A 24,780-nucleotide genomic window follows, 5' to 3' on the forward strand; every position below is an offset into this window, starting at 1 on the left:
GATCGAGCCCAGCAGCAACAGCACGCCGATGAGCGAGATCTCGCCGATGCGGCCCGGGCGGATGTAGCGCATGTAGAGGCCCATGAACATCGCGATCGGGATGGTCGCCATCACCGTGAAGATGCCCCACGGGCTCTCGGCCAGGGCCTTGACCACGATCAGCGCCAGCACCGCGAGGATGATGATCATGATCAGGAAGCAGCCGAACAGCGCGATGGTGCCGGGAATGCGGCCCATTTCCTCGCGGACCATGTCGCCCAGGGAGCGCCCGTTGCGGCGGGTGGACAGGAACAGGACCATGAAGTCCTGCACCGCACCGGCCAGCACCACGCCGGCGATCAGCCAGAGCGTACCGGGCAGGTAGCCCATCTGCGCCGCCAGCACCGGCCCGACCAGCGGCCCCGCGCCGGCAATGGCCGCGAAGTGGTGGCCGAAGAGAATGTGTTTGTTGGTCGGGACATAGTCCAGGCCATCGTTGTTGAGCACGGCGGGGGTGGCCCGGCGCGCATCGAGTTGCATCACGTTGTTGGCGATGAAGAGGCTGTAGTAGCGGTAGGCGACCAGGTAGATGGCCACGGCTGCGACGACGATCCAGAGGGCGTTGATCGGTTCGCCGCGGCGCAAGGCCACGACACTCAACGCACAGGCTCCTAGAACAGCCACGGCAAACCAGGCGAGGTGTTTAACCAGACGGGTTGTCATTGCGTGTCTCCTGCCGATATCCAGTGGATTGCGGCGATTGTTTTTATAGTGTGCCCCGGCTATTCGGAGCCGGCCCAATATCCCTGCAATGGGTCAATAAATAAATCCGTAGTACTACGTAGAACCCCAATTTCCCCTGTGGGAGCAAGGCTTGCCCGCGATAGAGTCAATTCGGTCTTTCATACACCGCGGCGCCTGCATCGCGAGCAAGCTTTGCTCCCACATGTCTTGCGCCACAGGTTTTATGCCTCACCCATGGGTTTGGCATATGATGCCGCCATTGGCCTCCCCGCCGAGTCCGGACAGGAGTACAGATGCTGCTCAAACACAAAATCGTCGCCCTCGGGATTCTGCCGCTGGTCCTGGCCATCGCCGTCATCTGCGCCCTGGTGATCTCGCTCAACCGCCAGTTGGGCGACCAGCAGGCGCAACTGATCGAAGACAGCATCCTGGCGAGCAAGCGCGCCGAGCTGAAGAACTATGTCGAAATGGCGCAGAGCCTGATCGCTCCGCTGTATGACAACGGCCAGGGCGACGAGCGCGCGCAACAGCAGGTACTGGAAGAACTGCGCAAGCTCAGCTTCGGCATCAACGGCTATTTTTTCGTGTATGACCGCCAGGGCCGCAGCCTCATGCATGCCCGCCAATCGGAGCTGGTGGGGCAATACCTCTGGGACATGAAGGATCCCCACGGCCTGCCGGTCATCCAGGCATTGCTCAAAAGCGCCGAGTCAGGCGAAGGGTTCCAGCGCTATGCCTGGAACAAGCCCTCCTCCGGCCAGGTGACCGACAAGCTGGCCTACGTCGTGATGCTGGATAAATGGGGCTGGATGCTCGGCACCGGGATTTACCTGGAGGACGTCGAACGCGCCACCCAGCAAGCCCGCGACGAAGTTGCCCAGGGCATCCACAGCACCATGCAAGCCATCGCCGCGATCGCGTTGGTGGCGGTCCTGATGGTATTTGCCGGCGGCATGACCCTCAACGTCAGCGAACATCGCCTGGCCGACAAAAAGCTGCAGCGCCTGAACCAGCGCATCGTCAGCTTGCAGGAAGAGGAACGCTCGCGGGTTTCTCGCGAACTGCATGACGGCATCAGCCAACTGCTGGTATCGATAAAATTCCAGTTCGAACTGGCCAGCCATGTGTTGGAGAACGGCCAGGAAAACGGCCTGGGCATTCTGAAAAATGCCACCGAGCGGCTGGGCGAAGCCATCGGCGAGATCCGTAGCATCTCCCACGACTTGCGCTCGTCACTGCTCGACACCCTGGGCCTGCCCGCCGCCATCGGCCAGCTCGCCACCGAATTCCAACAACGCAGCGGGCTGGAAGTGTCCTACAGAAGCAACGAATTCGATTGCCGCCTCGAAAATGGCGCCCCTGTCTCGCTGTTTCGTATTGCCCAGGAAGCCCTGACCAATATCGAGCGCCATGCCGGGGCGAAAAGTGTCGGCATCACCCTGTTCGGCTCCAGCCAGTCCTTGCGCCTGACGGTGGTCGACGATGGGATGGGGTTCAACGTCCCGCAAGTGGAACGCGGCCATGCCGGCATCGGCCTGCGTAACATCCGCGAGCGAGTCGAGCATTTCGGCGGACGCCTGGAAGTGACGTCGGTGCCGGGCCGCAGCGAGCTGGACATCCTGCTGCCCATGAACCTCTCGGTCACGGAAAGCTGATGCGCCCCCATTCCAACAAGAGCACCTGCCGATGAACCTGCCCCCCGTGATTCGCGTTGCGCTGGTCGACGACCACTCTCTGGTTCGCGACGGCATCAGGGCCCTGCTCTCGGTGATGCCGCAGCTGGATGTGGTGGGCGAAGCCGAGAACGGCGCGCAGGCGATCGAAATGGTCGGTCGCTGCCAGCCGGATCTGCTGCTGATGGACATCGGCCTCAAGGACAAGAACGGCCTCGAGCTGACCCGGCTGCTGGGCAAGCAATACCCCAGCCTCAAGATCCTGATCCTCAGCATGTACGACAATTACGAGTACGTGAGTGAGTCCGTGCGTTCCGGTGCCAGCGGCTATGTGCTCAAGAATGCGCCGTCGCGGGAGATCATCGCGGCCATCGAAGCCATCATCAGCGGCGGCACTTTCTACAGTGCCGAGATTGCCCAGCGACTCGCCACCGACCCAAACACCGATAACGAGCTGACGCCGCGCGAAAGCCAGGTGTTGTACAAAATGGTCCAGGGCCTGAACAACAAGGAAATGGCCCGCGAACTGGACATCAGCGTACGGACCGTTGAAACCCATCGCCTGAGCATCCGCCGCAAGCTGAACATCGACAAGCCCGCAGCCCTGGTGAAATACGCGATCGATCACGGGATCATTTCCCGCTAGAAGAACCCTTGTGGCGAGGGGATTTATCCCCGTTCGGCTGCGAAGCAGGCGCTCCGACCGATTGGAGCGCTTCGCAGCCCAGCGGGGATAAATCCCCTCGCCACAGGGTTAGTCATCCAGCGTAGTAACCAGGCTGTTCAAGATCGGCCAACAGGCCCGGGCTACTTGGCGTCCAGCCCAGCAAGGCACGGGTGTACTGGCTGGACACCGCCATGTTCGCGCCCGCCATGTGGGCGAACCAACCGAAGTGCTCGCGCTCCCGGGACTCGACCGGCAACCCCAGACCACGACCGATTGCCAGGGCAATGTCCTTGAACGGCACCGCCTCGTCGGCGACGGCGTGGTAGACGGACTGCGTCACGCCCTGTTCCAGCGCCAGCCGATAGACCCGTGCGGCGTCCAGCCGATGCACACCCGACCAGCAGTGACTGCCATCCCCGAGGTAGGCCGAGACGCCCGTCTCCCGGGCCAGGCGAATCAGGATAGGAACGAACCCATGGTCGCCGAGGCCATGGACCGAAGGGGCCAGCCGTACTGTCGCGACCCGCACCCCGCGCTCGACCAGCGCCCGGGCCGCCGTTTCGGATTTACGTGGCGAGGCCGGGCTGGGAACCTCCAGCTCGCTCGCCCCCCGCGTCAGCCCCAACAGGCCGGACGTCACCAGCAAAGGTCGCTCGGATCCTTGCAGCGCGCTGCCCAAGGTTTCGATCACATGGCGATCCTGCTCAGCGTTCTCGACAAACCGCGAGAAATCATGATTGAACGCCGTGTGAATCACCGCATCCGCCGCCGAGGCGGCCTGGTGCAGCACGTCGAGGTCATCCAGCGTCCCACGGATCACCTTAGCGCCGGTCCCGGCCAGTGCTGCTGCCTTGTCATCGGAACGGGCCAGGCCCGTGACCTGATGGCCGGCATCGATCAATTCCTGGACCACGGCAGATCCAACCCAGCCCGTGGCACCGGTAACGAATACGTGCATGTGCAATGCTCCTGTTCTAAAAAGCGAGATCGAAAATCTTATAACCCATCGAAAGCTCAGGATTTGTATAGAACTTGTGCTTCCCGCCCTCTGAGCAGCATCAAGGCCACTGCGAAGGACAGTGCAACGGCGATGGCGCCACCCAGGTAAACCGCACCGATCCCCCAGCCACTCGCCAACAACCCGGCCAGCGGGCTGGTGATACCCAGGGAAATATCCAGGAACGCGACGTAGGCGCCCATGGCAAGACCGCGTGCCTGCGGCGGTGCTCGCCGTACCGCTTCCACGCCGAAGCCGGGAAACGCCAGGGAATAACCGAAACCGGTGAATGCCGCGCCAAAATAGGCAATGGTCGCGGTGTCGGCACCCCAGATCAGCAGCAGCCCAACGGTTTCGATCAATACGCAGACCAGCGCGACCCGGGCGCCGCCGATCTTGTCCGGAAGGTGCCCGAAAAGCAGGCGCGCCGCGATGAACGCCACACCGAACGCCGTGAACGCCAAGGATGAATTGCCCCAATCCCTGGCCGCGAACAACAGCGCGATAAAGGCCGTAACGACACCGAAGCCCACGCTGCAAAACGCCAACCCCAGGCCTGGCACCCACACGGCGCCCATCACTTTGTAGAACGGTGCTCGCCGGGTCGCCGTGGGCGCCACAGCCCGGACACCCATGACAATCGCCAGCGCCAGCAGCGGGATAAAAATCGTCGCGACGGCAATGCCCGTGAACCCCCAGCCGGTATTCAGCGCCACGCCGAGCGGAGCGCCCAGGGCATACGCGCCGTACATGGCGATACCATTCCATGCCATGACCTTGCCGGCATGCTGCGCACCGACCAGGCTGATGCCCCAGCCCAACGCGCCAGTGACGATCAGGCTTTCACCCAGCGCCAGCAGGACACGTCCGCCCAGCAGCAGCCAGACCGAAGTGACAGGCGCGGCAACGAACGCCAGGGAAACCAGATAAATCAACCCGGAAACCGCCGCAGTCACCAGGCCAACCATGACAGCGCGCTTGCCGCCGCGCATGTCGGCGAAGTTACCGGCCCAGGCGCGGGACAACAGCGCCGCGGCGAATTGCGCGCCGACCACCAGGCCGATGACCAGCGTACCCATGCCCAGCGTGTCATGCAGGTGAAGGGGCAAGACCGGCAGTTGCATGCCCAGGGTGAGAAAACCGATGAATACCGTCAGTGTGAGTGGCAACAGCTTGAGCACCGTCTTGGCGTCAGCGGTTGCCTGAGGCGCCAAGGAGGCGCCCTGATGAACGTTTTTTTGAGTCATAACCCTGCTCACAGAAAGGATGCGATGTGACGTTGAACGTTGTTCGTGGAGCCGACTAGAATGCGATCAATTCGTCGCATTCAAGATACGAATAATCCGTCGCATTTCCTATTCGCATTCCCTTCCGAGGCTCATGCCTGTATGTCCGAACGCTCAAGCCCGCAGATTTCCTCGCGTAAACAACCGAAACAGGCACGCTCCACCGAGCTCGTCGCCGCCGTTCTGGAGGCGGCTGTTCAGGTTTTGGCGACCCAGGGCGCGGCCCGTTTCACCGTGGCCCGGGTTGCCGAGCGAGCGGGCGTCAGCGTCGGCTCGGTGTACCAATACTTCCCGAACAAAGCGGCGATCCTGTTTCGGCTGCAAAGTGATGAATGGCGGCAAACCAGCGATATGCTGCGCGAGATTCTTGAAGACAACCGCAATCCGCCCTTCGAGCGGCTACGTACCCTCGTGCGGGCGTTCATCCAGTCCGAATGCGACGAGGCCCAGATACGCGTCGCGCTCAACGACGCCGCACCGCTCTACCGCGACGCCCCCGAGCACCACGCGGCGCGAATGTCGGTGCAGCAGTCGGTGGACGCTTTCATGCTGCAGGCACTGCCAACCGTCCCGACACAAACCCGTGCCCTGGCAGGAGACCTGGTAATCACGACGCTCAGCACCGTGGGCAAGCGATTTTCATCAGCGCCCCGCTCCCCCGTGGAAGTTGCCACCTATAGCGACGCCATGGCCGATATGTTCTGCGCCTACCTGGAAAGCTTGCAGCGATGCCCGCTTTGAGACTGCTCTGTGTCGATTGTTCGTCAGCAATGCTCCAGTGACAGCCCGTCGACACTTTTACTACACTCCCCGATCTTGTTCCCCTGCGCTGTGAGACGTCCCATCACTATGAAAACCATAACAAGCTCGATGACGCTCTGTGGCCTGTTGGCGCTTTCTTGCGCTGCTCTCGCCGAGCCGCCCCCCTCGCTCCTGGACCAGATCCTGCAACGCGGCGAACTGAAGGTGTGCACCACCGGCGACTACAAGCCCTATACCTTTAAAACCACAACCGGCGAATACGAAGGCATCGACATCGACATGGCCCGCTCGCTGGCCGCCAGCCTGGGCGTCAAGGTGCAATGGGTGCAGACCACTTGGAAAACCCTGATGCCGGATATGGTTGCAGGTCAATGCGACATCGGCATGGGTGGGATTTCGGTGACGCTGGAGCGCCAGAAGAAAGCCTATTTCAGTACCACCCTGGATGTGGATGGCAAGATCCCGCTGGTGCGTTGCGAAGACCAGGAGCGTTACCAGACTATCGAGCAGATGAACCAGCCTTCGGTTCGCCTGGTCGAGCCAGCTGGCGGCACCAACGAAGCCTTCGTGCGGGCGTTCCTGCCCAACGGCCAGCTCAGCTTCCACGACAACGTGACCATCTTCCAGCAACTGCTGGACAAGAAAGCCGACGTGATGATTACCGACACTTCGGAAGCGCTCTACCAGCAGAAACTCAAGCCCGGCCTGTGCGCTGTCAACCCGACCCGCTACCTGCAATATGGCGAGAAGGCCTACCTGCTGCCACGGGACGACACCACCTGGAAGATGTACGTCGATCAGTGGCTGCACCTGAGCAAGGCCAATGGCAGTTACCAGAAAGTGATTGGGCAGTGGCTGGCCGTTCCAGCCGCCCAATGACCGTTCGCTGACGAAACAAAAAACCAGTGGGAGCGAGCTTGCTCGCGATGGCGTCAGGTCAGTCACATTGATCTTGGCTGACACTCGGCTATCGCGAGCAGGCTCGCTCCCACAGGGCTGGATCGATCAAGCCTGATTTTGACGTCAGGCCCATTCACCTCACTGCGCCGCCCGCACCTTGGCGATCTCCTCGTACATCGTCTTCACCAGGTCGCCATCCAGGGATTTGGCGAACTTGTCGACCACCGGTTTCACCCGCTCGCGCAAGCGATCTTTCTCGGCTGGGCTTATTTCATTGACGGTCATCGCAGCGGCCAACGTGGCCTTGGCCTTGTCCATGCTCGCCGCCGTGACTTCACGCTGGAATGTTTGCGCCTCGGCCGCGGCCGCGCGAATCATTGCCTTTTCATCATCGTTGAGACGGCTCCAGGTTTTCTGGCTGATGATCAACGACTGCGGGTTAAAGATGTGGCCCGTCACGGAAAGGTACTTCTGCACCTCGTAGAACTTATTGCCCTCGATCACCGTGAAAGGGTTTTCCTGGCCGTCGATGGTGTGCTGCTCAAGGCCGGTGTAGACCTCGGGGAACGCCATCGGCACGGGGTTGGCACCCAGAGCAGAGAAGGTTTCCAGATAGATCGGCGACTGGATGACTCGGATCTTCAGGCCCTGCATGTCCTCGAGCCGGGTCACCGGGTGCTTGCTGTTGGTCAGGTTACGAAAACCCAGGTCCCAGTAACCCAGCCCTACCAGCCCCTTGCTGTCCAGTTGCGCCGCCAGTTTCTGCCCGACCGGCCCATCGATGACCGCATGGGCCTCCTCGACGTTATTGAACAGGAACGGGAAATCGAGCATGGCGTAATCCGGTGCCTGGGCGGCCAGGATGCCGGAGTTGAGCACGGTGATGTCCAGCGTGCCGCCCTGCAACGCCGACACGGTTTGCACGTCGCCGCCCAACGTACCGCCGGGGAACAGGCGGACCTTGATCTTGCCGCCGCTCTTTTCGCCGAGCAGGTCGGCGAACTTCTGCGCGCCCTGGCCCTGGGGGTGTTCCTTGACGTTCTGGAAAGCGAATCGCAAGGTCCGCTCGCGGATCTCGTCCGCGTGGCTGGCCACACCGGTCAACAGCAACCCCGTCGCGCACGCCCCGGCCAGCAGGGTTTTCATCAGTTTTCCCATGTCACTCTCCGATCATTATTGTTTTTAAGGTCGAGCCAGACGGCACCGCTGTCATCCGGTGAAGAACTTCAACGGCCCCAGGACCAGCTGCGGAAACAGGACCAACAGGAACAGCACCACAAACTGCGCAAACATGAACGGCCACACCCCGCGGACGATTTCCTCGAAGTCCAGCTTGGCCACCCCGCACACCACGTTGAGCACCGTGCCCACGGGCGGCGTGATCAGGCCGATGGCGGTGTTGATCAGGAACAGCACACCGAAGTACACCGGGTCGATCCCCGCCTGGATGACAGCAGGCATCAGCACCGGGGTAAGAATGAGAATGGTCGGGGTCATGTCCATCACCGTCCCCACCAGGATGATCAGCACCATCATCACCAGCAGCAGAAGGGTCTGGTTGTCCATGAAGGGCGCCAGCAGTTCCGCCAACTGCCCCGGCAGATCGGCGATGGTCACCAGCCACGATGAAACCATCGCCGCGGCCACCAGCAGCATCACCACCGAGGTGGTCTTGGCCGAGGACAGGATCACTTCGTACAACTGGCTGACTTTCATTTCCCGGTAGATCACCAGGGACACGAACAGCGAATAGACCGCCGCGACCACGGCTGCTTCCGTGGGGGTGAAGATGCCGAACTTGAGGCCCAGGATGATGATCAAGGGCAGGCCCATTGCCCAACTGCCGTCGAGCAACGTGCGCAGCACTTCGGCACGGGAACGCTTGGGCGGCGTCTCGACATTCTCGCGGCGGGAAATGAACCACCAGGCAACAGCCAGCGAAGCCCCGAGCAGCAGGCCCGGCACAATACCGGCCAGGAACAGCTTGGAAATCGACACCCCCGACGCCACGCCAAAGACGATAAAGCCAATACTCGGCGGAATGACCGGCGCGATGATGCTACCGGCGGCGATCAGGCCGGCCGAGCGCCCTCGGTTGTGTCCGGCCAGCACCATCATCGGCACCAGCAACGCCGCCAGTGCCGCCGCATCGGCCACAGCCGAACCGGAGAGTGACGCCAGCAGGCAGGAAGCGATGATCGCCACGTAACCAAGGCCACCGCGCTTATGCCCCACCAGCGCCATGGCAATGTTGACGATGCGTTTGGACAGGCCTCCGACGTTCATGATTTCGCCGGCCAACATGAAGAACGGCACGGCCATCAGAGGGAAGCTATCCGCGCCATTGAGCAGGTTCTGGGCAATGATTTGCGCGTCGAACAGATCCAGGTAAACCATCAACGCCACGCTGACCACCAGCAAGGCAAACGCGATGGGCATTCCCAGCGCCATGCTACCCATCAGAGACCCGAGGAAAATAACCAGCGTCATGGGCGGGCACTCTTTGCAGGGTCAGGGGTAATGGGGTTATGTGTGATCACCTCGGCATCGTTGTCCTTGACCATCACCAGCTCGTCATCCCCGAGTTTGCCGAACAGCGCCAGGTAGAGTTCATAGAGCAGGATCGGTGCGGCACTGGCGCCAAACACCAGGCCAGCACCGTAGAACAGTGCCATGGACAACCCCGACGCCGGGGCGACGACATGCAGGTTGATCGCTGCCTGTTGCCAGCTACCACTGAAGATCAGCCAGCAGATGTACAACATCAGCAGATGGCCGATGACCAGGCAGATGCGCTTGCCTGTTGGCGGCAAGCGCTTGACCAGGCTGTCCATGCCCAGGTGAGCACGGTCCTTGAGCGCCACCAGGGCACCGAGAAAAATCATCCAGACGAAGAACCAGCGCGACAGCTCCTCCGACACACTGATGCCCGAGTTGAAGGCGTAGCGCAGCACCACATTGCCGAACACCAGCACGATCATTGCGATCATGCACAACACGATCAGCAGCTTGAGCAGCTTGAAATACAGATCCACGACTTTTGTCATCCTGAAGACCTCCGAGACTTGCCGAGCGCCGACATCTCAATGGCGCGATAAGACCGCAACAGCGTGGGCCGCTAACGGATCGAACCTGAGAGGTTGGAAGGTGTTCCTGGACTGGAACAACGGATCGAGGGGAAGACGTGCGGCGCTCGCGGACGGATAGGCATGGGGTATTCCTGTTTTTTTATTATGGTCTTGGCCACGTCAGGCAAGACAGGTTGCCGCTAAAATGTACCACCCGGTTAGTTTGGTCAATAACCCAGATAGGTGTAGATCACAAAGCGTGCGATTATCGGTCGCAATGGAGAACACCTGAACGGCACTTGGATTTGGATGGGCCGCCCCATGCAACTTTCTTATCGTAATTAATAACTCTACCTGGGAGCGTGATGACAGCAACGTGCCTTTGGACCATTAGTATAAAAGCTCAAAATAAATTGAACTTTCAGCCAACAGCCAACTTCACCTCCCAGCAACTAACCAATTTAATAACTCCATCACGACGACTTACAGGCGTCATTCCAATGACACGTCGCGCCGCGACTAAGCGTGGAATTAGGCGCCAAAAAAACCACGGCGCCGCCCTCCTCAACCGCAACAGGACATTAAACCGGCGCTTAACAATTTAAAAACCCTTAAATATCAATAGGTAATTTAACTTAGAACAACCACGCAAGGCTCCCCTGCCCGACCAATAAAAAGCCCTCTAAAAAATTATTAATAACCCCCCGCATATAAACCTTTGCGCCCGCGATCTTTAATGCTATTAATCTGCCGCCCCGACCTGCAAGATGCCACTACGTCACTTCCTGTGTACGTTAAACCGCTGTCTGACAACGGGCTGTTACTCAACTTAAATCGCTTGCTTGCTCGAACGCCTCATCGCGTCCGGGCGAGCTGTTGTGCGGCGCAGCAAACTGCGCGAGGAAGGGCGTCATCGCAACTAATCATCCCCGAATCAAGGTCCTCTCGATCTTCGGTACCCGTCCGGAAGCCATCAAGATGGCGCCCCTGGTCAAGGCCCTCGCCGCCGAACCGGGCATTGAGTCGCTGATCTGCGTCACCGGCCAGCATCAGAGCATGCTCAAGCAAGTGCTGGATCTGTTCGATCTCAAGGCCGATTTCACTCTCGACGTGATGACGCCCCACCAGACACTCAACTCCCTGACCGCCGCGTTGTACGCGGCCATCGACCCGGTACTGGAGCAGACCCGCCCCGATCGGGTGCTGGTCCACGGCGACACCACTTCGGCCATGGTGGCTTCAATGGCCGCCTTCCACCGACGCATCCCTGTAGGCCACGTGGAAGCCGGGCTGCGCACCGGAGACATCTATAGCCCTTGGCCGGAAGAAATGAACCGCCGGTGCATCGACCTCAGCGCCGACCTGCTGTTTGCCCCCACCGGACAATCACGCGACAACCTGCTGGGCGAACGCCTGCAAGGCCGTTGCCTGGTGACCGGCAACACAGTGATCGACGCGCTGCAACTGACTGCCCGGCGCATCGATGAGGATGCCCGGTTGCGTGCCGAACTGGACCAACAGTTCCCGTTCCTGCAAACCCGACGCAAGTTGCTGCTGGTGACCGGCCACCGCCGGGAAAACTTCGGCGAGGGTTTCCTGGACATCTGCAAGGCCTTGCGTCACCTGGCCCAGCGGCCGGATATCCAGATCGTCTACCCAGTGCATCTCAATCCCAACGTACTGGGTCCAGTGACCGAACAACTGGGCGAATTGCTCAATGTGCATTTGATCAAGCCGCTGGACTACCTGGCGTTCGTGCGCCTGATGCAACACGCCCATGTCATCCTCACCGACTCCGGTGGCGTGCAGGAAGAAGCCCCGTCCCTGGGCAAACCGGTGCTGGTGATGCGCGACGTTACCGAACGCCCTGAAGCGGTGGCGGCGGGCACAGTACGCCTGGTCGGCACCTCGCCGGCCTCGATCATCGCCGGCGTGGACGCACTGTTCGACGATGACACGTTGTGGCGCCGCGCCTCACAGGCGGCCAACCCTTATGGCGATGGCAAGGCCAGCCAACGCATTGTCGATACCCTGATGGGACGCCCGGTCGACGACTTCGTCGTCACCCCGCTGCCTGCACAGCGGTCAGTCGATACGTCACTGTCCGAGCCACGCGAATTGCTCGCCGATTTCAACTGACCACTGCTATTTCCCTTATCAGATCGAGACTTGCCTGAATGAAGCCTTCCGTTGCCATCCCTACGGGTGCGCTCAGCGCCCTTGCCTGTGGCTTGAGCCTGCTCGCGCTCATGCCGACTTTTGCCCTGGCCGCGGACAGCCCGCTGACCCAGGCCATTCATCGACTCAACGCCGATACTCGGCAGACGCGTGAGGTGCGCTTGAGCGACCTGGGCATTACGGCTCCGATCCTCTTGGGCGCCAGCGACGCACGTCGCGAGCTCTATCTGCCGGTACCTGCGGGAGTTATCCTCGATGACGCGACGCTGCAACTGGACGCCAGCTACCTCAATGGCGAAGGTGGTCGCAACACCCTGCTGCTGTCCCTCGACGGCTACCCGGTGCGCGCTGAAGGGCTCAGCGAGGCACAAGGCGATGCCAGCGCCACACTTGGCGTCGACAAGGCCGCGCGTGACAACGGCCTGGTGCGCCTGGGCATTGCCTGGTCCTCGGTGGTGTCTCGGCCATTGTGCGAAGACGACCGGGTCATCGGCAATGTGCTGCGCATCCAACCCGAGACGCGCCTGAACTACAGCTATGACGCCAGCCAGTTGCGCGATGTCGGTGCGGCTTGGGCGGCCCTGCCCGGCGAACCCGGCATCCTCGTCGCCCCCGGCTCGTTGTCCGCCGCCAGCTACGATTCGGCCTGGCGCCTGGGCGTGGCGCTGGAGCGCATCGGCAAACACAGCCGCATCCTGCCTTTCCCTGCGGTGCAGGACAGCGTCGACCTGGGCAGCCTGCGCATCCCTGCCGAGCTATTGGTCATTCCAGCCTTCGCCAGCCTCAACGGCAAAGGCCCGCACACCTTGGCCAACCCGGCCGAGATCGGCGCACTGCTGGTGTTGGGCCAGACCCCGAACGTACAGGCCGACCTGGCGATCAACGACCCGCAACTGCTCAAGGCCATCAACCAATCCCTGGACGCCTTGCAAAGCCAGGTCCAAGGCCTCGACACGACGGCAGCCAGTGCCCTGACTCAATGGCGCGAACAGCACGTCAACGCAGCACTGGCGAGCGCCGGCACCGACAATGTAAGCCTGGCCCTGCTGGGTACCCGCCCGGTACTGATGATCGCCCCGCAATCCACCGACAAGGCCTTGTCGCTGCTCGGTTCGGCCTGGAGCAAACTGGCACGAAGTCGCCAACTGACCGTCAGCGAAGCGCAAACGCCGTTGAGCGACGATGGCCGTGTGGCCCTGTCGCGACTGGGCGGCGCCCCCGGCAACTTCGACGTGGCCTCGCGATTCGATTGGAGCACCTCGTTCCCCTTGGGCAGCGTGGCTTATGACGGTCGCCTGCCCGTCACCGCCGTGGTGGACGTCTCCGCGGCCCCGGGAGCTTCCGCTACAGCGCCGGTGGCGTCGCTGTTTTTCAATGACTTCCTGATCGGTGCGCAGCAACTGACCACCGACGGTGCGTCGCAGCGCATCCAGGCGCATATCCCGCGCTACGCCCTGGGCTCGAAAAACACCTTGCGCGTATCGTTTCAACGCCAGCCGGTCAGCGATCGCTGCCTGGAAACGCCGCAAGCCTTCCCGGTGTCGGTCCTGCCGACCAGCCATATCGTCCTGGAAAAAACCTCGCTGGACGACGACTTCTCCGGCATGGCCGCGCGCTTCGCCGTGGACACCCAGATCCTGGTGCCCCAGGCCTACCTTGACCATCCGGCCAGCAGCCTGGCGCGGGTCATTTCGGTGGCCGATAGCAGCGGTGTCTCGCCACTGCGCGCGCAGCTCAAGGTCAGCGCTGACCCCAAAGCCGTCGTCAGCCCGGACAAGCCCTTCCTGGCCTTCGAGTTGCCGCTCAAGGACAGCCAGGAATCGGTCCAGGTCGACGAGCAAGGTCGCCTGCGCATCAACCACAAGGACCAAGTGCTGCTGGACGTCCAGCCTCTCAACCAATTGGCCTCGCTGCAAGTGGTGCAGACCGCGGGCCAGCACGGCCTGGTCTACCGGGCGCTGGGCAACCAGCCGCCAAGCCTGGCCAAACCGATTGTGCTGACCCGTGGCGACGTGGCGATCCTGGGCAACAATGGCGCCGTGGCGACCTTCGATACCCAGGACCCGAGCGGTAGCCTGTTGATCGGCCGCGAGGAACCCAAGGGGCTGGATGCCTGGCGTAAACCTTCGCTGCTCTGGCTGATCCCGGGCGGCATTATCCTGTTCCTCCTCTTGTTGCTGGCCGGCCGTAGCGCCCGTCGCAATCGCCAGTAACGGTACCCTTCGATGACGTCGCTTTATTGGCCCTATTGGCTGGCCCATTACTACAACTACCTGGAGATCGCGACCATCGTGGTCGCGGTACTGATCCTGATCTCCAGCCTGGACGATCTGATCATTGACCTGTGGTACTGGTCTCGTCGCCTGTACCGCAAGTTCACCGTGGACCGCAAATACCGGCCGTTGACCGCCGAACAACTGTTGGCCCGGGATGAACAGCCCCTGGCGATCATGGTCCCGGCCTGGCTGGAATACGACGTCATCGCGCCGATGATCGAGAACATGGTGTCCACGCTCGACTACCAGAACTACGTGGTCTTCGTCGGCACGTACATTAACGACCAACGCACCATCGACGAAGTCGAGCGGATGCGCAGGCGCTACAAACAACTGCATCGGGTGGAAGTGCCCCATGCCGGACCGACCTGCAAGGCCGACTGTTTGAACTGGGTGATCCAGGCGATTTTCCTGCATGAGAAAACCCATGGCATGACCTTCGCCGGCGTCGTCTTGCACGACAGCGAAGACGTGCTGCATCCATTGGAACTGCGACTGTTCAACTACCTGCTGCCGCGCAAGGACATGATCCAGTTGCCGGTGGTTTCGCTGGAGCGCAACTGGTACGAATGGGTCGCGGGTGTCTACATGGACGAATTCGCCGAATGGCATGGCAAGGACCTGGTAGTGCGTGAAAGCATGACCGACACCGTGCCCTCGGCCGGCGTCGGCACCTGTTTTTCCCACCGTGCCTTGCGGGTGCTGGCCGGTGAAACCGAAAACCAGCCGTTCAACACCGACAGCCTCACCGAGGACTACGACGTTGGCGCACGCTTGGCCAAGGTGGGCATGAACGCGATCTTCGTACGTTTCCCGGTGCAGTTCCGGGTGCTGCGCAAATCCTGGTTCCGCAAACCCTACGAATCGACCCTGACGATGCCGCTGTGCGTGCGCGAGTTTTTCCCCGACACGTTCCGCACTGCCTTCCGGCAGAAGGCCCGCTGGACCCTGGGCATCGGCTTGCAAGGCTGGGAGCAGATGGGCTGGAACGGCTCGCTGGCCAACCGATACCTGCTGTTTCGCGACCGCAAGGGGGTGGTGACGGCATTCGTGAGCATCATTGCCTACGTCATCCTGGTACAGCTGCTGGGCTTGATCATCCTGCGCAACAGCGGCTTGTGGGATATCACCTTCCCTACGCCGTTTGAAAACAACAGTCTGGTCAAATACCTGCTGTTGGCCAACGGCGTCGCCCTGGCCTGGCGCATCGCGCACCGCTATTACTTCACCACCGTGTTGTACGGCTGGCAGCATGGCTTGCTGTCCATGCCCCGCATGCTGGTGGGTAACTTCGTCAACTTCATGGCCGCCTCCCGGGCCTGGCGCATGTTCCTGGTGGGCAAGGTGATGAATCGCAAGCTGGTCTGGGACAAGACCATGCACGACTTCCCTTCCACCGACCTGGTGGCCATTGCGCCGCGCCGCCTGGGCAGCGTGTTGCTGTCCTGGCAAGCCATCACCGACACGGACCTGCAAAGCGCCCTCGACGAACAACAGTCGCGCAACGTACCGCTGGGACGAATTCTGCTCAATAACGGCTGGCTGGACGATGAAACCCTGGCTGAAGCCATCGCGTTCCAGAATGACCTGCCCCGGGTCTTTGACGTCGCCGAAAAAGCCGCTGCCTCGGCATCCACCTTGAGCGCCGAGTTTGCCTTGCGCTGGCGAGCCGTGTCCCTGGGACGCAACGGCGAAGGCCGCGAACAGATCGCCGTCGCCAATCCCTTGCCCGACGAAGGCCTGCAACAGGTCAGCGCCGAACTGGGCAGCGAACCTGTGCAATTGATCGCGCGCGAAAGTGAAATTCTTGCGCTGTTGCGCAAGTTGCCTGCGGACAACGGTCATGCCGTACCCGATGCCCGGGCGCCGCTGCTGGGCGACCTGCTGATCGAAATGGGGCTGCTCGATCGCGACGAATTCAGTCGCGTGATGCTCCAGTACCGGCCCCAACACCACGGCCGTATCGGCGATTACCTGGTCGACAGCGGCGTGCTGCCACGCACGACGATCGAACAGGCCGTGGCCCGCCAGCACAATCTCTACCCGACGGAGCTCCCGGCATGAACCGCCCCTTCCTGACCCTTTTGGCCACGGGGCTGAGCCTGATACCTGCGTTTGCTCCTGCCGAAACGTTGCCGTTGCCATTGTCCGGCCCGGCCTATACCGCCGCCAACGACGCCTACAGCGCCTACGAACGCAAGGATTACGACCTGGCCATCGCCAAGGCACGCGAGGCCCTGCGCCTGCGTGCCGATGTGACACGCCTGAACACCCTGATCGAGTTGGCCGAGCGGGACAAGAAACGGCGCGACCACCCCCAGCCCCTGGCAGCCTCTCGTCCCACTCGCGCGGCGCCGGGTTTCATCGCCGCATCCCAGGGATTCAAAGCCTATGACCGCGGACAATTCGGCCTGGCCGCACAATCGGCCCGCAAGGCCGTCGCCCAGGCCCCCCGACGCCATGACTATCGCCTGTTGCTGATCGATTCCCTGGAACGCCAACAACACCTGGAAGAAGCCGACCGCGCCACCAGCGATGCCCTTGGTGTCTTTGCCAACGACAACACGTTGTTGATGCGCCGCAAAGCCATTCGCCGTCAACTGGCCGTCCCGCTGGCGACCCAGGGTTATCGCGCCCTGGAACAAGGCAACACAGCCCTGGCCGTGGACCAGGCGCGCAAAGCGGTGGCCTGGGCCCCGGAAATCGCCGCCAACCAACAATTACTCATCAGCGCATTGTTGGCGGCGAAGGATTACGTCTCCGCCGAACAGGCCGCTTCTGCCGCGCTGGCGGTGGACGACCGCCAAGCCGCCCCTTGGGTCTTGCGCAGCTATGCCCGTAACCGCCAGGGCAAGACGCAGGCGGCCCAGGACGATCTGAACCAAGCCCAGAGCCTTGCGGGTCTGTCGGCAAGGGAGGCTCGTGACATCCGCTCCGCCCAGGCCCAATCCACACCACCGGTCCTGCTATGTCAGGAAAGCACCTACGGTCTGACCTGCGCCATCTCGCCGGGAAACACCAACGAACAGGCTCCGCTGAGTGACCTGCAGCTTGCTTACAATTTGGTTCGGGCCGGCGACGACGAAGCAGCCCATACGGCGTTCCGCAAGGCGGACGCCACCTCTCGACTGGCACCGGCACCCGCCCAGGACGCCGCCTACAACGCCATGCGGGTCCATGAAGACGACGAGGCCGTGGCGTACTTCAAGCGCGTAATCGATGGGCAAAAAACCGCAGAGTCGCCGCTCTCCGCGCAACAGCTGTTCGATACCCGCCGCACCGTGGGTGACGTTTCGCGCACTATCGGCCTGACCAGCACCACCAGCTATCGCGGCAACAGTTCCAGTGGCCTGAGCGCCGCCCCGGGTTCCAGCAGCAGCGGCAGTCAAAGCAATGACTTGCTGCAAAACAGCACCGAGCTGTCGTGGCGTCCGCTGGGCTATCGCAATGGCCGCTTTGTCGAACTCTACGGACGCATCACCGACACTCTCTGGAGCAAGAACAGCGATTCGGACACGGGCGCGGATGCCTTGCAAGGCGCCCTCGGCGTACGGGTCAAGCCCTTCAGTTCGGTCAACATCATGGCGGCCCTTGAACGGACCTTCCCGCTCGGTTCTTCCAATGTCGACGGCGATTGGTTGGTGCGACTCGGTTACGGTTCGAGCATCGGTACCGATCTGCGGGTCGATGTGCCGAGCTGGTGGACCTCCCAGCTGTATGCCGAGGTCGGTCACTACATCGAAGACTCGCGGGATTACTTCAACAGCGAATGGCAAGTGGGCCGCAGTTATGCCATCGGCGGGACCGGTTCGCGCTGGGTGACCTTCCCCCATGTCGTCGCGGCGATCGACTACGATTCCAAGATGAAGAGCGACGCCGGCGGTGGTTTTTCTTCCGGCGACGCGGGGGGTATCGGGATAGGAAACAACGTACGCTATTGGTTCCGGGAAGACGCCTACAACGCGCCACGTTCCTATGTGGACTTTTCCCTGCAATACCGAGCCAGGGTGTTTGGCGAGGATCGCGCCAAAGGCGTGTTCGCGCGCCTGACCTACTCCTATTGAGGACGTTGGTGTGATGCCCGGTCCATCGGTACGAAAAGCGGTTCGCCTTGCCGAGCCGCGACTACACTGCCTCCAGAAGGGACTTGTTTGAAAAGCTTCGCAACGCTCGTCAACCGCAAGACCGTCGCGGCGCTGTTACTGGCCGTGCTCCTCGGCGCAGGTACAGGGACGTACTACATGAGCACTATCACTGCGAAACCGAACATCGTCGGTATCGTCTGGCAGCCGGACAACCAGACCGTCGGCATCAGCGGCAATTGGGAAAGACTGGGGGTGCACGAGTTGCTGGTGCAATGGACTGTAGTGGACGACCAGGCCTTCGTGCCCGGCACCGGCCTGCCCAGCGTACCGGTACTGCCGGACTGGGCGCGCATCGCCAAGACGCCCTGGGCCCAGGATGTCATCCTCGGGCTGGCTGGCTACTTCAGTGAAAACCGCTCACGGGACGACATCGAGCAACTGGCAGCGCTGTCGGAGCGTATTGCCGGGTTGCCGACACCATTGCATGTCACCGGCTGGTACTTTCCGGCCGAAGTCGACCCCAGTTGGGCGGCTGCCAAGGAGTTGCCGGCCTTGCTGGCCAAACTGCCGCGCCCGCTGTGGATCAGCGTCTACGATGGCGCCAACATCGGCCCCACCGCTACCGCAGACTGGCTCAAGCAGTGGTTGCCGAACGACATCGGCGTGTTTTTCCAGGACGGCGTCGGCGTCTACGCCCGCACCGCCCCGGTGGCCCGGAACTATGCAGATGCCCTGCGTGATCGACTTGGCAAGGATCGCGTGCGAATCATCGTCGAAGCCTTCCGTCCCCAATACGGCGGCGGCTTCCGCTCCGCCACAGTCGCCGAACTCACACCCCAACTGGCGGCCTATGCAGGCTACCCGCTCTACTTGTTCGACGGGCCGCACTACATGACGCCGACCTTGGTGGACCAACTGAAACAAGCCCTGGCCCAGCCTTGATCAGGCCTTCAAGCCATCCGCTTGCCCTCGCTTTACTGAGTTTGTATCAGTCTGTATATGAAGTGCGGACTGATACGAAACAATGGATTTCGCCCTCTCCCGACACACACCGTCGATACATCCGCGCGTTTAACTTTGATCACCGGACAGCAACACATTCGCTGCCACGGCCCACTCAATCAAGCGCAAGGAGAGTCATCATGTTCAATTTCTCGAAAGTATCGTCCCTGGCTATCGCCCTGACATTGGTGGGCGGTGTCGGCCTGTCGAACGCGGCCTCGGCAAAGAACGCCCCGGCCCAGGCTGCGCATCAACTGGCTGAAGGCGGCTCCGATCGTTTGATCCAGAATCGCGTGGCCGAAGGCGGCTCTGATCGCTTGATCGAGAATCGCGTGGCGGAAGGTGGTGCTGATCGGTTGCAGGAATTGCGTGAACGCAGTGCGGTGTGAAGCGATTTTGTGGCGTGGGAGCTTGCTCCTTCGCCACAAAAGCCAATAAGGCTCAAGGCTTGATGTTCTTCAGCTCATTGAGCAACGCAAGCAGTTGCTGCATCTTTTCCTCGCCGAACTGTTCTTCGATCCGCCGATAGTTGCTTTCCATGCCTTCGCTCATGGACACGAAGCACTGCTGGCCAAGCTCGGTCAGCCCGACAAAGACCCGCCGCTGATCCTGGCTGGACTTCTGCCGACGCACCAGGCCATCACGCTCCAGGCGACTGAGCACACCGGTCATGCTCGGCTTGAGGATACAGGCCTGATGAGCGAGCTGATGGCTTTCCAGCTCCCCTTGCTGGTACAGGATGCGAATCACCCGCCATTGCTGTTCCGTGAGGTCATGCTGGTTCAGCGCCGGTCGAAAAAAAGCCATGGCGGCTTCGCGGGCTTGCAACAGCGTCAGGGTCAATGAAGGTCTGGGGTTGGCCATGTTCGGATTGATTTGAATGGGCGAGTCGGCAGCTTAGTGTCGCCATCACACCGCTGCAAGAGCAGCCGTGGCGAGGGGATTTATCCCCGCTCGGGCGCGAAGCGGCCCTCAGATGAGACTCTGCGGCGCATCGACTCATTGGGTCTGCTTCGCAGCCCAACGGGGATAAATCCCCTCGCCACAAATAAGTATTGGTCTCCATCATTAGTGGTGCTCAACGCAACCCCGATTGCCGCTGGCGATACTCCCCCGGAGTAAGCTGCGCGTAACGCTGGAAAAACCGGCTGAAATACGCCGGATCCTTGAACCCGAGCTGGTAGCAGATTTCATTGGCCGAGCTGCCGGTGAACAACAACAGGCGCTTGGCCTCTTGCATCAGCCGCTCCATGATCAGGCGCTTGGAAGGCAGGTCGGCGATACGTCGGCACACGTCGTTAAGGCGCGCCTCGGTCACGCCGATGCCTTCGGCATAGCGCGACAGCGGCCAGTGCTGCAGGTAGTGAGCCTCGATCAGCTCGTTGAAGCGATGAAAGATCTTCAGGTCCTCATGCCGCGCCGGCCTGGCCTCCAGGGAGTTCGAACACAAGCGCAATAGACTGATCATGATCAGCCGCGTCAACCCGTCCAGCGCTGCGCTGCGTCCCGGACGCCCCGCCACCACCTCCTCGCTCAGCTCCTCGAACAGGTACTCCAGCCGTCGCACCTCCCCCGCCTGCTCAAGCCCCAGTTGCGCCAGCGCCACACAGGCGGCCGGCATTTGCACGCCTGCCGGCGCCAGGCTCGGGTCGGCGTCGATCAGCTGCCATACCAATTGCTGGCGCACCGTCAGAACATGCCCGTCACTGTCAGCCTCGGTCACGAAGGAATGGGGGATGGTCGGCGGGGTGAGAAAAAACATCGGGCCGGACTCGACGTACTGCTGGTCATCGAGATACACGCGCACGGTGCCGCTCTTGACGTAGTGCACCTGAAAGAAACGATCGTGGCGGTGGACCGGCATGTTGCGGCCGAAAAAGTCGGCCAGGTTGGCGAGCCGGTCGTAATGCACTTCGGCGTCGCTGTAACGCTGGTCGTACACCTGACCGATGTTGATGTTCGGGATCGGCTGGCGGTCAGTCATCACGCAGTACTCGTTTTTATTCTGGTTCAGGTGCCTGTCGTACTCATCCTGCCTCGAATCCGACAAGGCAACCAGTGCCCGGTCATTCTGTCACGCTTGACGATAGTTAACATATTAATTATAACTGTTAACACATTAACAATAGCCGCAGAGCCCTCATCCCTCTGCCATCGCCAGGAGACAAGCATGAGCCGTGCCCTGCATGACGTCGCGACCGGCACCCTGTTCGGGGTCGCGCTGAACTACCAGGGGCTGCTGAAGCAGCGCCTCGCCGAGTTCGAGCAACCGCCCTATCAGAAGCCGCCGCTCAAGCCTGTGCTATTCATCAAGACGCCCAATACCCGTAACCGGCACGACGCCGATGTGGTTCATCCCGGTCACGGCGAAATACTGCAACCAGGGCCGGCGCTTGGCGTGGTGATGGGCAAGTCGGCCAGTCGCGTCAGCGCCGCCCAAGCCTTGGACTACGTGGCCGGCTACACCGTCGTCAATGAATTCAGCCTGCCGGAAGACAGCTACTACCGCCCCGCCGTCAAGGCCAAGTGCCGGGACGGCTTCTGTGCCGTCGGCCCGGAACTGGTGCCGACCGCCCAGGTGACCGACCCTCACAGCCTGGCGATCACCCTGTATGTCAACGGCGAGGTACGCCAGCAAAACAGCACGGCGAACTTCGTCCGCAATATTCCCCAATTGATCGCCGAGATCAGCGAATTCATGACCCTGCATGCCGGCGACGTGCTGATCACCGGCACACCTGAAGGTCGGGTCGATGTCCAGCCCGGCGATCGTGTCGAAGTGGAGATCAGCGGCCTGGGCCGTCTCGTCAATACCGTCGTGGCCGAGGAAACAGGAGCAGGTTCATGAAACACGCGCGCATTCGTTTTGACGGCCAGATCCACGCCGTTACCGTTGAAGCCGACAACGCCGTGCGCCTGGCCGACGGTCGCCTGTTGGCCGAGGATCAGGTCCAGTGGCTGCCACCGGCGGAAGGCAGCATGTTCGCCCTGGGCCTGAACTACGCCGATCACGCCGCCGAACTGGCGTTCAAACCGCCGACCGAACCCCTGGCGTTCATCAAGTCACCCGGCACCTACACCGGCCACAACCAGGTGACCTGGCGCCCCGACAACGTCGCCTACATGCATTACGAGTGCGAACTGGTGGCGGTCATCGGCAAGGAGGCACGCAACGTCAAGCGCGAGGATGCATTGGACTACCTGGCCGGCTACACCGTGTGCAACGACTACGCGATTCGCGACTACCTGGAAAACTACTACCGCCCCAACCTGCGGGTGAAGAACCGCGACGCCACCACGCCTGTCGGCCCATGGATCGTCGATGTGGCCGATGTGCCGGACCCGAGCAACCTGACGCTGCGCACCTGGATCAACGGTGAACTGCGCCAGGAAGGCAGCACGAAGGACATGATTTTCGACATCCCCTACCTGATCGAATACCTGTCCGGCTTCATGACCTTGCAACCCGGCGACATGATCGCCACCGGCACGCCGGAAGGCCTGGCGGACGTGGTGCCCGGCGATGAAGTGATCGTGGAAGTGCAAGGCGTCGGTCGCCTGGTCAACCACATTGTCAGCGAAGCCGAGTTCTTCGCATCCCGTAAAGAGGCTTGAGCAGCATGATCAAACACTGGATCAACGGCCGTGAGGTCGAAAGCAAAGACGTCTTCGTCAACTACAACCCGGCCACTGGCGAAGCCATCGGCGAAGTTGCCAGCGGCGGTGCCGAGGAAGTGGCCCAAGCAGTCGCAGCAGCCAAGGAAGCGTTTCCGAAATGGGCCAACACCCCGGCCAAGGAACGCGCCCGACTGATGCGCAAACTCGGTGAGCTGATCGAGCAAAACGTGCCTAAGCTGGCCGAACTGGAAACCCTCGACACCGGTTTGCCGATCCACCAGACCAAGAACGTGCTGATCCCTCGGGCCTCCCACAACTTCGACTTCTTTGCCGAAGTCTGCACGCGGATGGACGGTCATACCTATCCGGTCGACGACCAGATGCTCAACTACACCCTGTACCAGCCGGTGGGGGTCTGTGGACTGGTATCGCCGTGGAACGTGCCGTTCATGACCGCGACCTGGAAGACCGCGCCATGCCTGGCATTGGGCAATACTGCCGTGCTGAAAATGTCCGAGCTGTCGCCGCTGACCGCCAACGAGCTGGGTCGCCTGGCGGTCGAGGCTGGCCTGCCCAATGGCGTGCTGAACGTGATCCAGGGCTATGGCGCAACCGCTGGCGATGCGTTGGTGCGCCACCCGGATGTGCGAGCGATTTCCTTCACCGGCGGCACTGCCACCGGCAAGAAAATCATGCAGACAGCCGGTTTGAAAAAGTATTCGATGGAACTGGGCGGCAAGTCGCCGGTACTGATTTTCGAAGACGCCGACCTTGAGCGGGCCCTTGATGCGGCGCTGTTCACCATTTTTTCCCTCAATGGCGAACGCTGCACCGCCGGCAGCCGGATCTTCATCCAGGAAAGCGTCTACCCGCAGTTCGTGGCCGAGTTCGCCGCCCGGGCCAAGCGCCTGATCGTCGGCGATCCGCAGGATCCGAAAACCCAGGTCGGCTCGATGATCACCCAGGCCCACTACGACAAGGTCACCGGCTACATCAAGATCGGTCTCGAAGAAGGTGCCACCCTCCTGGCCGGTGGCCTGGAACGTCCGGCCAATTTGCCGGCCCACTTGAGCCGCGGCCAGTTCATCCAGCCGACAGTGTTCGCCGACGTGAACAACAACATGCGTATCGCCCAGGAAGAAATCTTCGGGCCGGTGGTGTGCCTGATCCCGTTCAAGGACGAGGCCCAAGCCCTGCAATTGGCCAACGACACCGAATACGGCCTGGCCTCGTATATCTGGACCCAGGACATCGGCAAGGCCCATCGCCTGGCCCATGGCATCGAGGCCGGCATGGTGTTCATCAACAGCCAGAACGTACGTGACCTGCGCCAGCCTTTCGGCGGCGTAAAGGGTTCCGGAACCGGCCGCGAAGGTGGACAGTACAGCTTTGAAGTGTTCGCCGAGATCAAGAACGTCTGCATTTCCATGGGCAGTCATCACATACCGCGGTGGGGGGTGTAAACCCAACCAAGCCTGATGATAAACCCTGCGGCGAGGGGATTTATCCCTGTTCCTGTGGGAGCAAGGCTTGCCCGCGATGAAG

At 61.5% G+C, this 24,780-nt stretch carries 21 protein-coding genes; 13 read left to right on the forward strand and 8 right to left on the reverse strand.

Features of this window, described 5'->3' with window-relative positions; all coding sequences use genetic code 11:
• Positions 1 to 702 (reverse strand): carbon starvation CstA family protein (locus DTP52_RS30165; RefSeq protein ID WP_305887900.1); only part of this gene is annotated, 702 nt, incomplete at its 3' end.
• A 314-nt stretch (positions 703 to 1,016) separates the two neighbouring features.
• On the opposite strand from DTP52_RS30165, the gene DTP52_RS30170 reads away from it, so the two are divergent.
• Positions 1,017 to 2,378, forward strand: coding sequence for a cache domain-containing protein (locus DTP52_RS30170; protein ID WP_109756582.1), 1,362 nt, complete (start codon positions 1,017 to 1,019; stop codon positions 2,376 to 2,378).
• A 31-nt stretch (positions 2,379 to 2,409) separates the two neighbouring features.
• Positions 2,410 to 3,042: a response regulator transcription factor gene (locus DTP52_RS30175; protein WP_109756583.1), complete on the forward strand. Its 633-nt coding sequence runs from the start codon at positions 2,410 to 2,412 to the stop codon at positions 3,040 to 3,042.
• A gap of 112 nt (positions 3,043 to 3,154) precedes the next feature.
• Here the strand turns inward: DTP52_RS30175 and DTP52_RS30180 are convergent, their stop codons facing one another.
• Positions 3,155 to 4,021 (reverse strand): SDR family oxidoreductase, encoded by an 867-nt coding sequence (locus tag DTP52_RS30180; RefSeq protein ID WP_109756584.1) that lies wholly within the window; start codon positions 4,019 to 4,021, stop codon positions 3,155 to 3,157.
• A 56-nt stretch (positions 4,022 to 4,077) separates the two neighbouring features.
• Positions 4,078 to 5,307 (reverse strand): arabinose transporter, encoded by a 1,230-nt coding sequence (locus tag DTP52_RS30185; RefSeq protein ID WP_109756585.1) that lies wholly within the window; start codon positions 5,305 to 5,307, stop codon positions 4,078 to 4,080.
• A gap of 141 nt (positions 5,308 to 5,448) precedes the next feature.
• Between DTP52_RS30185 and DTP52_RS30190 the strand changes: the two genes are divergently transcribed.
• On the forward strand, positions 5,449 to 6,087 hold the full coding sequence (locus DTP52_RS30190; protein WP_109756586.1) for a TetR family transcriptional regulator: 639 nt from the start codon (positions 5,449 to 5,451) through the stop codon (positions 6,085 to 6,087).
• A gap of 108 nt (positions 6,088 to 6,195) precedes the next feature.
• Positions 6,196 to 6,987: a transporter substrate-binding domain-containing protein gene (locus DTP52_RS30195; protein WP_109756587.1), complete on the forward strand. Its 792-nt coding sequence runs from the start codon at positions 6,196 to 6,198 to the stop codon at positions 6,985 to 6,987.
• Positions 6,988 to 7,146: 159 nt separating this feature from the next.
• Here DTP52_RS30195 and DTP52_RS30200 read toward each other — a convergent pair whose 3' ends face one another.
• The 3 genes from DTP52_RS30200 to DTP52_RS30210 are packed head-to-tail and all read right to left on the reverse strand — an operon-like array spanning position 7,147 to position 10,055.
• Positions 7,147 to 8,166 carry a TRAP transporter substrate-binding protein gene (locus DTP52_RS30200; protein ID WP_109756588.1) on the reverse strand — a complete coding sequence of 340 codons (1,020 nt, stop codon included), beginning with the start codon at positions 8,164 to 8,166 and terminating at the stop codon, positions 7,147 to 7,149.
• A gap of 51 nt (positions 8,167 to 8,217) precedes the next feature.
• The gene (locus tag DTP52_RS30205; protein ID WP_109756589.1) at positions 8,218 to 9,498 is read right to left on the reverse strand and encodes a TRAP transporter large permease subunit; all 1,281 of its coding nucleotides are present in this window, start codon (positions 9,496 to 9,498) and stop codon (positions 8,218 to 8,220) included.
• Entirely contained in the window at positions 9,495 to 10,055 is a 561-nt protein-coding gene (locus DTP52_RS30210) for a TRAP transporter small permease (protein WP_109756590.1), read from the reverse strand. Before DTP52_RS30210 ends, DTP52_RS30205 begins: the two co-directional genes overlap by 4 nt.
• A 933-nt stretch (positions 10,056 to 10,988) precedes the next feature.
• On the opposite strand from DTP52_RS30210, the gene wecB reads away from it, so the two are divergent.
• The 6 genes from wecB (at position 10,989) to DTP52_RS30240 (ending at position 20,006) form a co-directional block, all read left to right on the forward strand.
• The gene (wecB, locus tag DTP52_RS30215; RefSeq protein ID WP_109756616.1) at positions 10,989 to 12,215 is read left to right on the forward strand and encodes a non-hydrolyzing UDP-N-acetylglucosamine 2-epimerase; all 1,227 of its coding nucleotides are present in this window, start codon (positions 10,989 to 10,991) and stop codon (positions 12,213 to 12,215) included.
• 38 nt (positions 12,216 to 12,253) lie between these two features.
• Entirely contained in the window at positions 12,254 to 14,467 is a 2,214-nt protein-coding gene (locus tag DTP52_RS30220; protein WP_109756591.1) for a hypothetical protein, read from the forward strand.
• A 12-nt stretch (positions 14,468 to 14,479) separates the two neighbouring features.
• Positions 14,480 to 16,594: a glycosyl transferase family protein gene (locus DTP52_RS30225; protein WP_109756592.1), complete on the forward strand. Its 2,115-nt coding sequence runs from the start codon at positions 14,480 to 14,482 to the stop codon at positions 16,592 to 16,594.
• Entirely contained in the window at positions 16,591 to 18,594 is a 2,004-nt protein-coding gene (locus DTP52_RS30230; RefSeq protein WP_109756593.1) for a bacteriophage N4 adsorption protein A, read from the forward strand. The genes DTP52_RS30225 and DTP52_RS30230 overlap by 4 nt, the downstream gene beginning before the upstream one ends.
• Positions 18,595 to 18,681: 87 nt before the next feature.
• Positions 18,682 to 19,557, forward strand: coding sequence for a hypothetical protein (locus tag DTP52_RS30235; protein ID WP_109756594.1), 876 nt, complete (start codon positions 18,682 to 18,684; stop codon positions 19,555 to 19,557).
• 200 nt (positions 19,558 to 19,757) lie between these two features.
• A complete protein-coding gene (locus tag DTP52_RS30240; RefSeq protein WP_109756595.1) occupies positions 19,758 to 20,006 on the forward strand; it encodes a phage infection protein in 249 nt (82 codons plus the stop codon).
• Positions 20,007 to 20,058: 52 nt separating this feature from the next.
• Here DTP52_RS30240 and hpaR read toward each other — a convergent pair whose 3' ends face one another.
• Entirely contained in the window at positions 20,059 to 20,481 is a 423-nt protein-coding gene (gene hpaR / locus DTP52_RS30245) for a homoprotocatechuate degradation operon regulator HpaR (RefSeq protein ID WP_109756596.1), read from the reverse strand.
• Between the two features lie 214 nt (positions 20,482 to 20,695).
• On the reverse strand, positions 20,696 to 21,601 hold the full coding sequence (hpaA, locus tag DTP52_RS30255; RefSeq protein ID WP_109756598.1) for a 4-hydroxyphenylacetate catabolism regulatory protein HpaA: 906 nt from the start codon (positions 21,599 to 21,601) through the stop codon (positions 20,696 to 20,698).
• A gap of 186 nt (positions 21,602 to 21,787) precedes the next feature.
• On the opposite strand from hpaA, the gene DTP52_RS30260 reads away from it, so the two are divergent.
• Genes DTP52_RS30260 through hpaE form a run of 3 tightly spaced genes read left to right on the forward strand, consistent with a single transcriptional unit; the run spans position 21,788 to position 24,698 of the window.
• Positions 21,788 to 22,465, forward strand: a complete 678-nt coding sequence (locus DTP52_RS30260; protein WP_109756599.1) for a fumarylacetoacetate hydrolase family protein — start codon at positions 21,788 to 21,790, stop codon at positions 22,463 to 22,465.
• Positions 22,462 to 23,232 carry a fumarylacetoacetate hydrolase family protein gene (locus tag DTP52_RS30265; protein ID WP_109756600.1) on the forward strand — a complete coding sequence of 257 codons (771 nt, stop codon included), beginning with the start codon at positions 22,462 to 22,464 and terminating at the stop codon, positions 23,230 to 23,232. Before DTP52_RS30260 ends, DTP52_RS30265 begins: the two co-directional genes overlap by 4 nt.
• A gap of 5 nt (positions 23,233 to 23,237) precedes the next feature.
• Positions 23,238 to 24,698 carry a 5-carboxymethyl-2-hydroxymuconate semialdehyde dehydrogenase gene (hpaE, locus tag DTP52_RS30270; protein WP_109756601.1) on the forward strand — a complete coding sequence of 487 codons (1,461 nt, stop codon included), beginning with the start codon at positions 23,238 to 23,240 and terminating at the stop codon, positions 24,696 to 24,698.
• The last annotated feature ends 82 nt before the right edge of the window (positions 24,699 to 24,780 follow it).

Origin of the sequence: Pseudomonas sp. 43mfcvi1.1 (assembly GCF_900115935.1) — a bacterium.
Taxonomy (GTDB): Bacteria; Pseudomonadota; Gammaproteobacteria; order Pseudomonadales; family Pseudomonadaceae; genus Aquipseudomonas; species Aquipseudomonas bijieensis.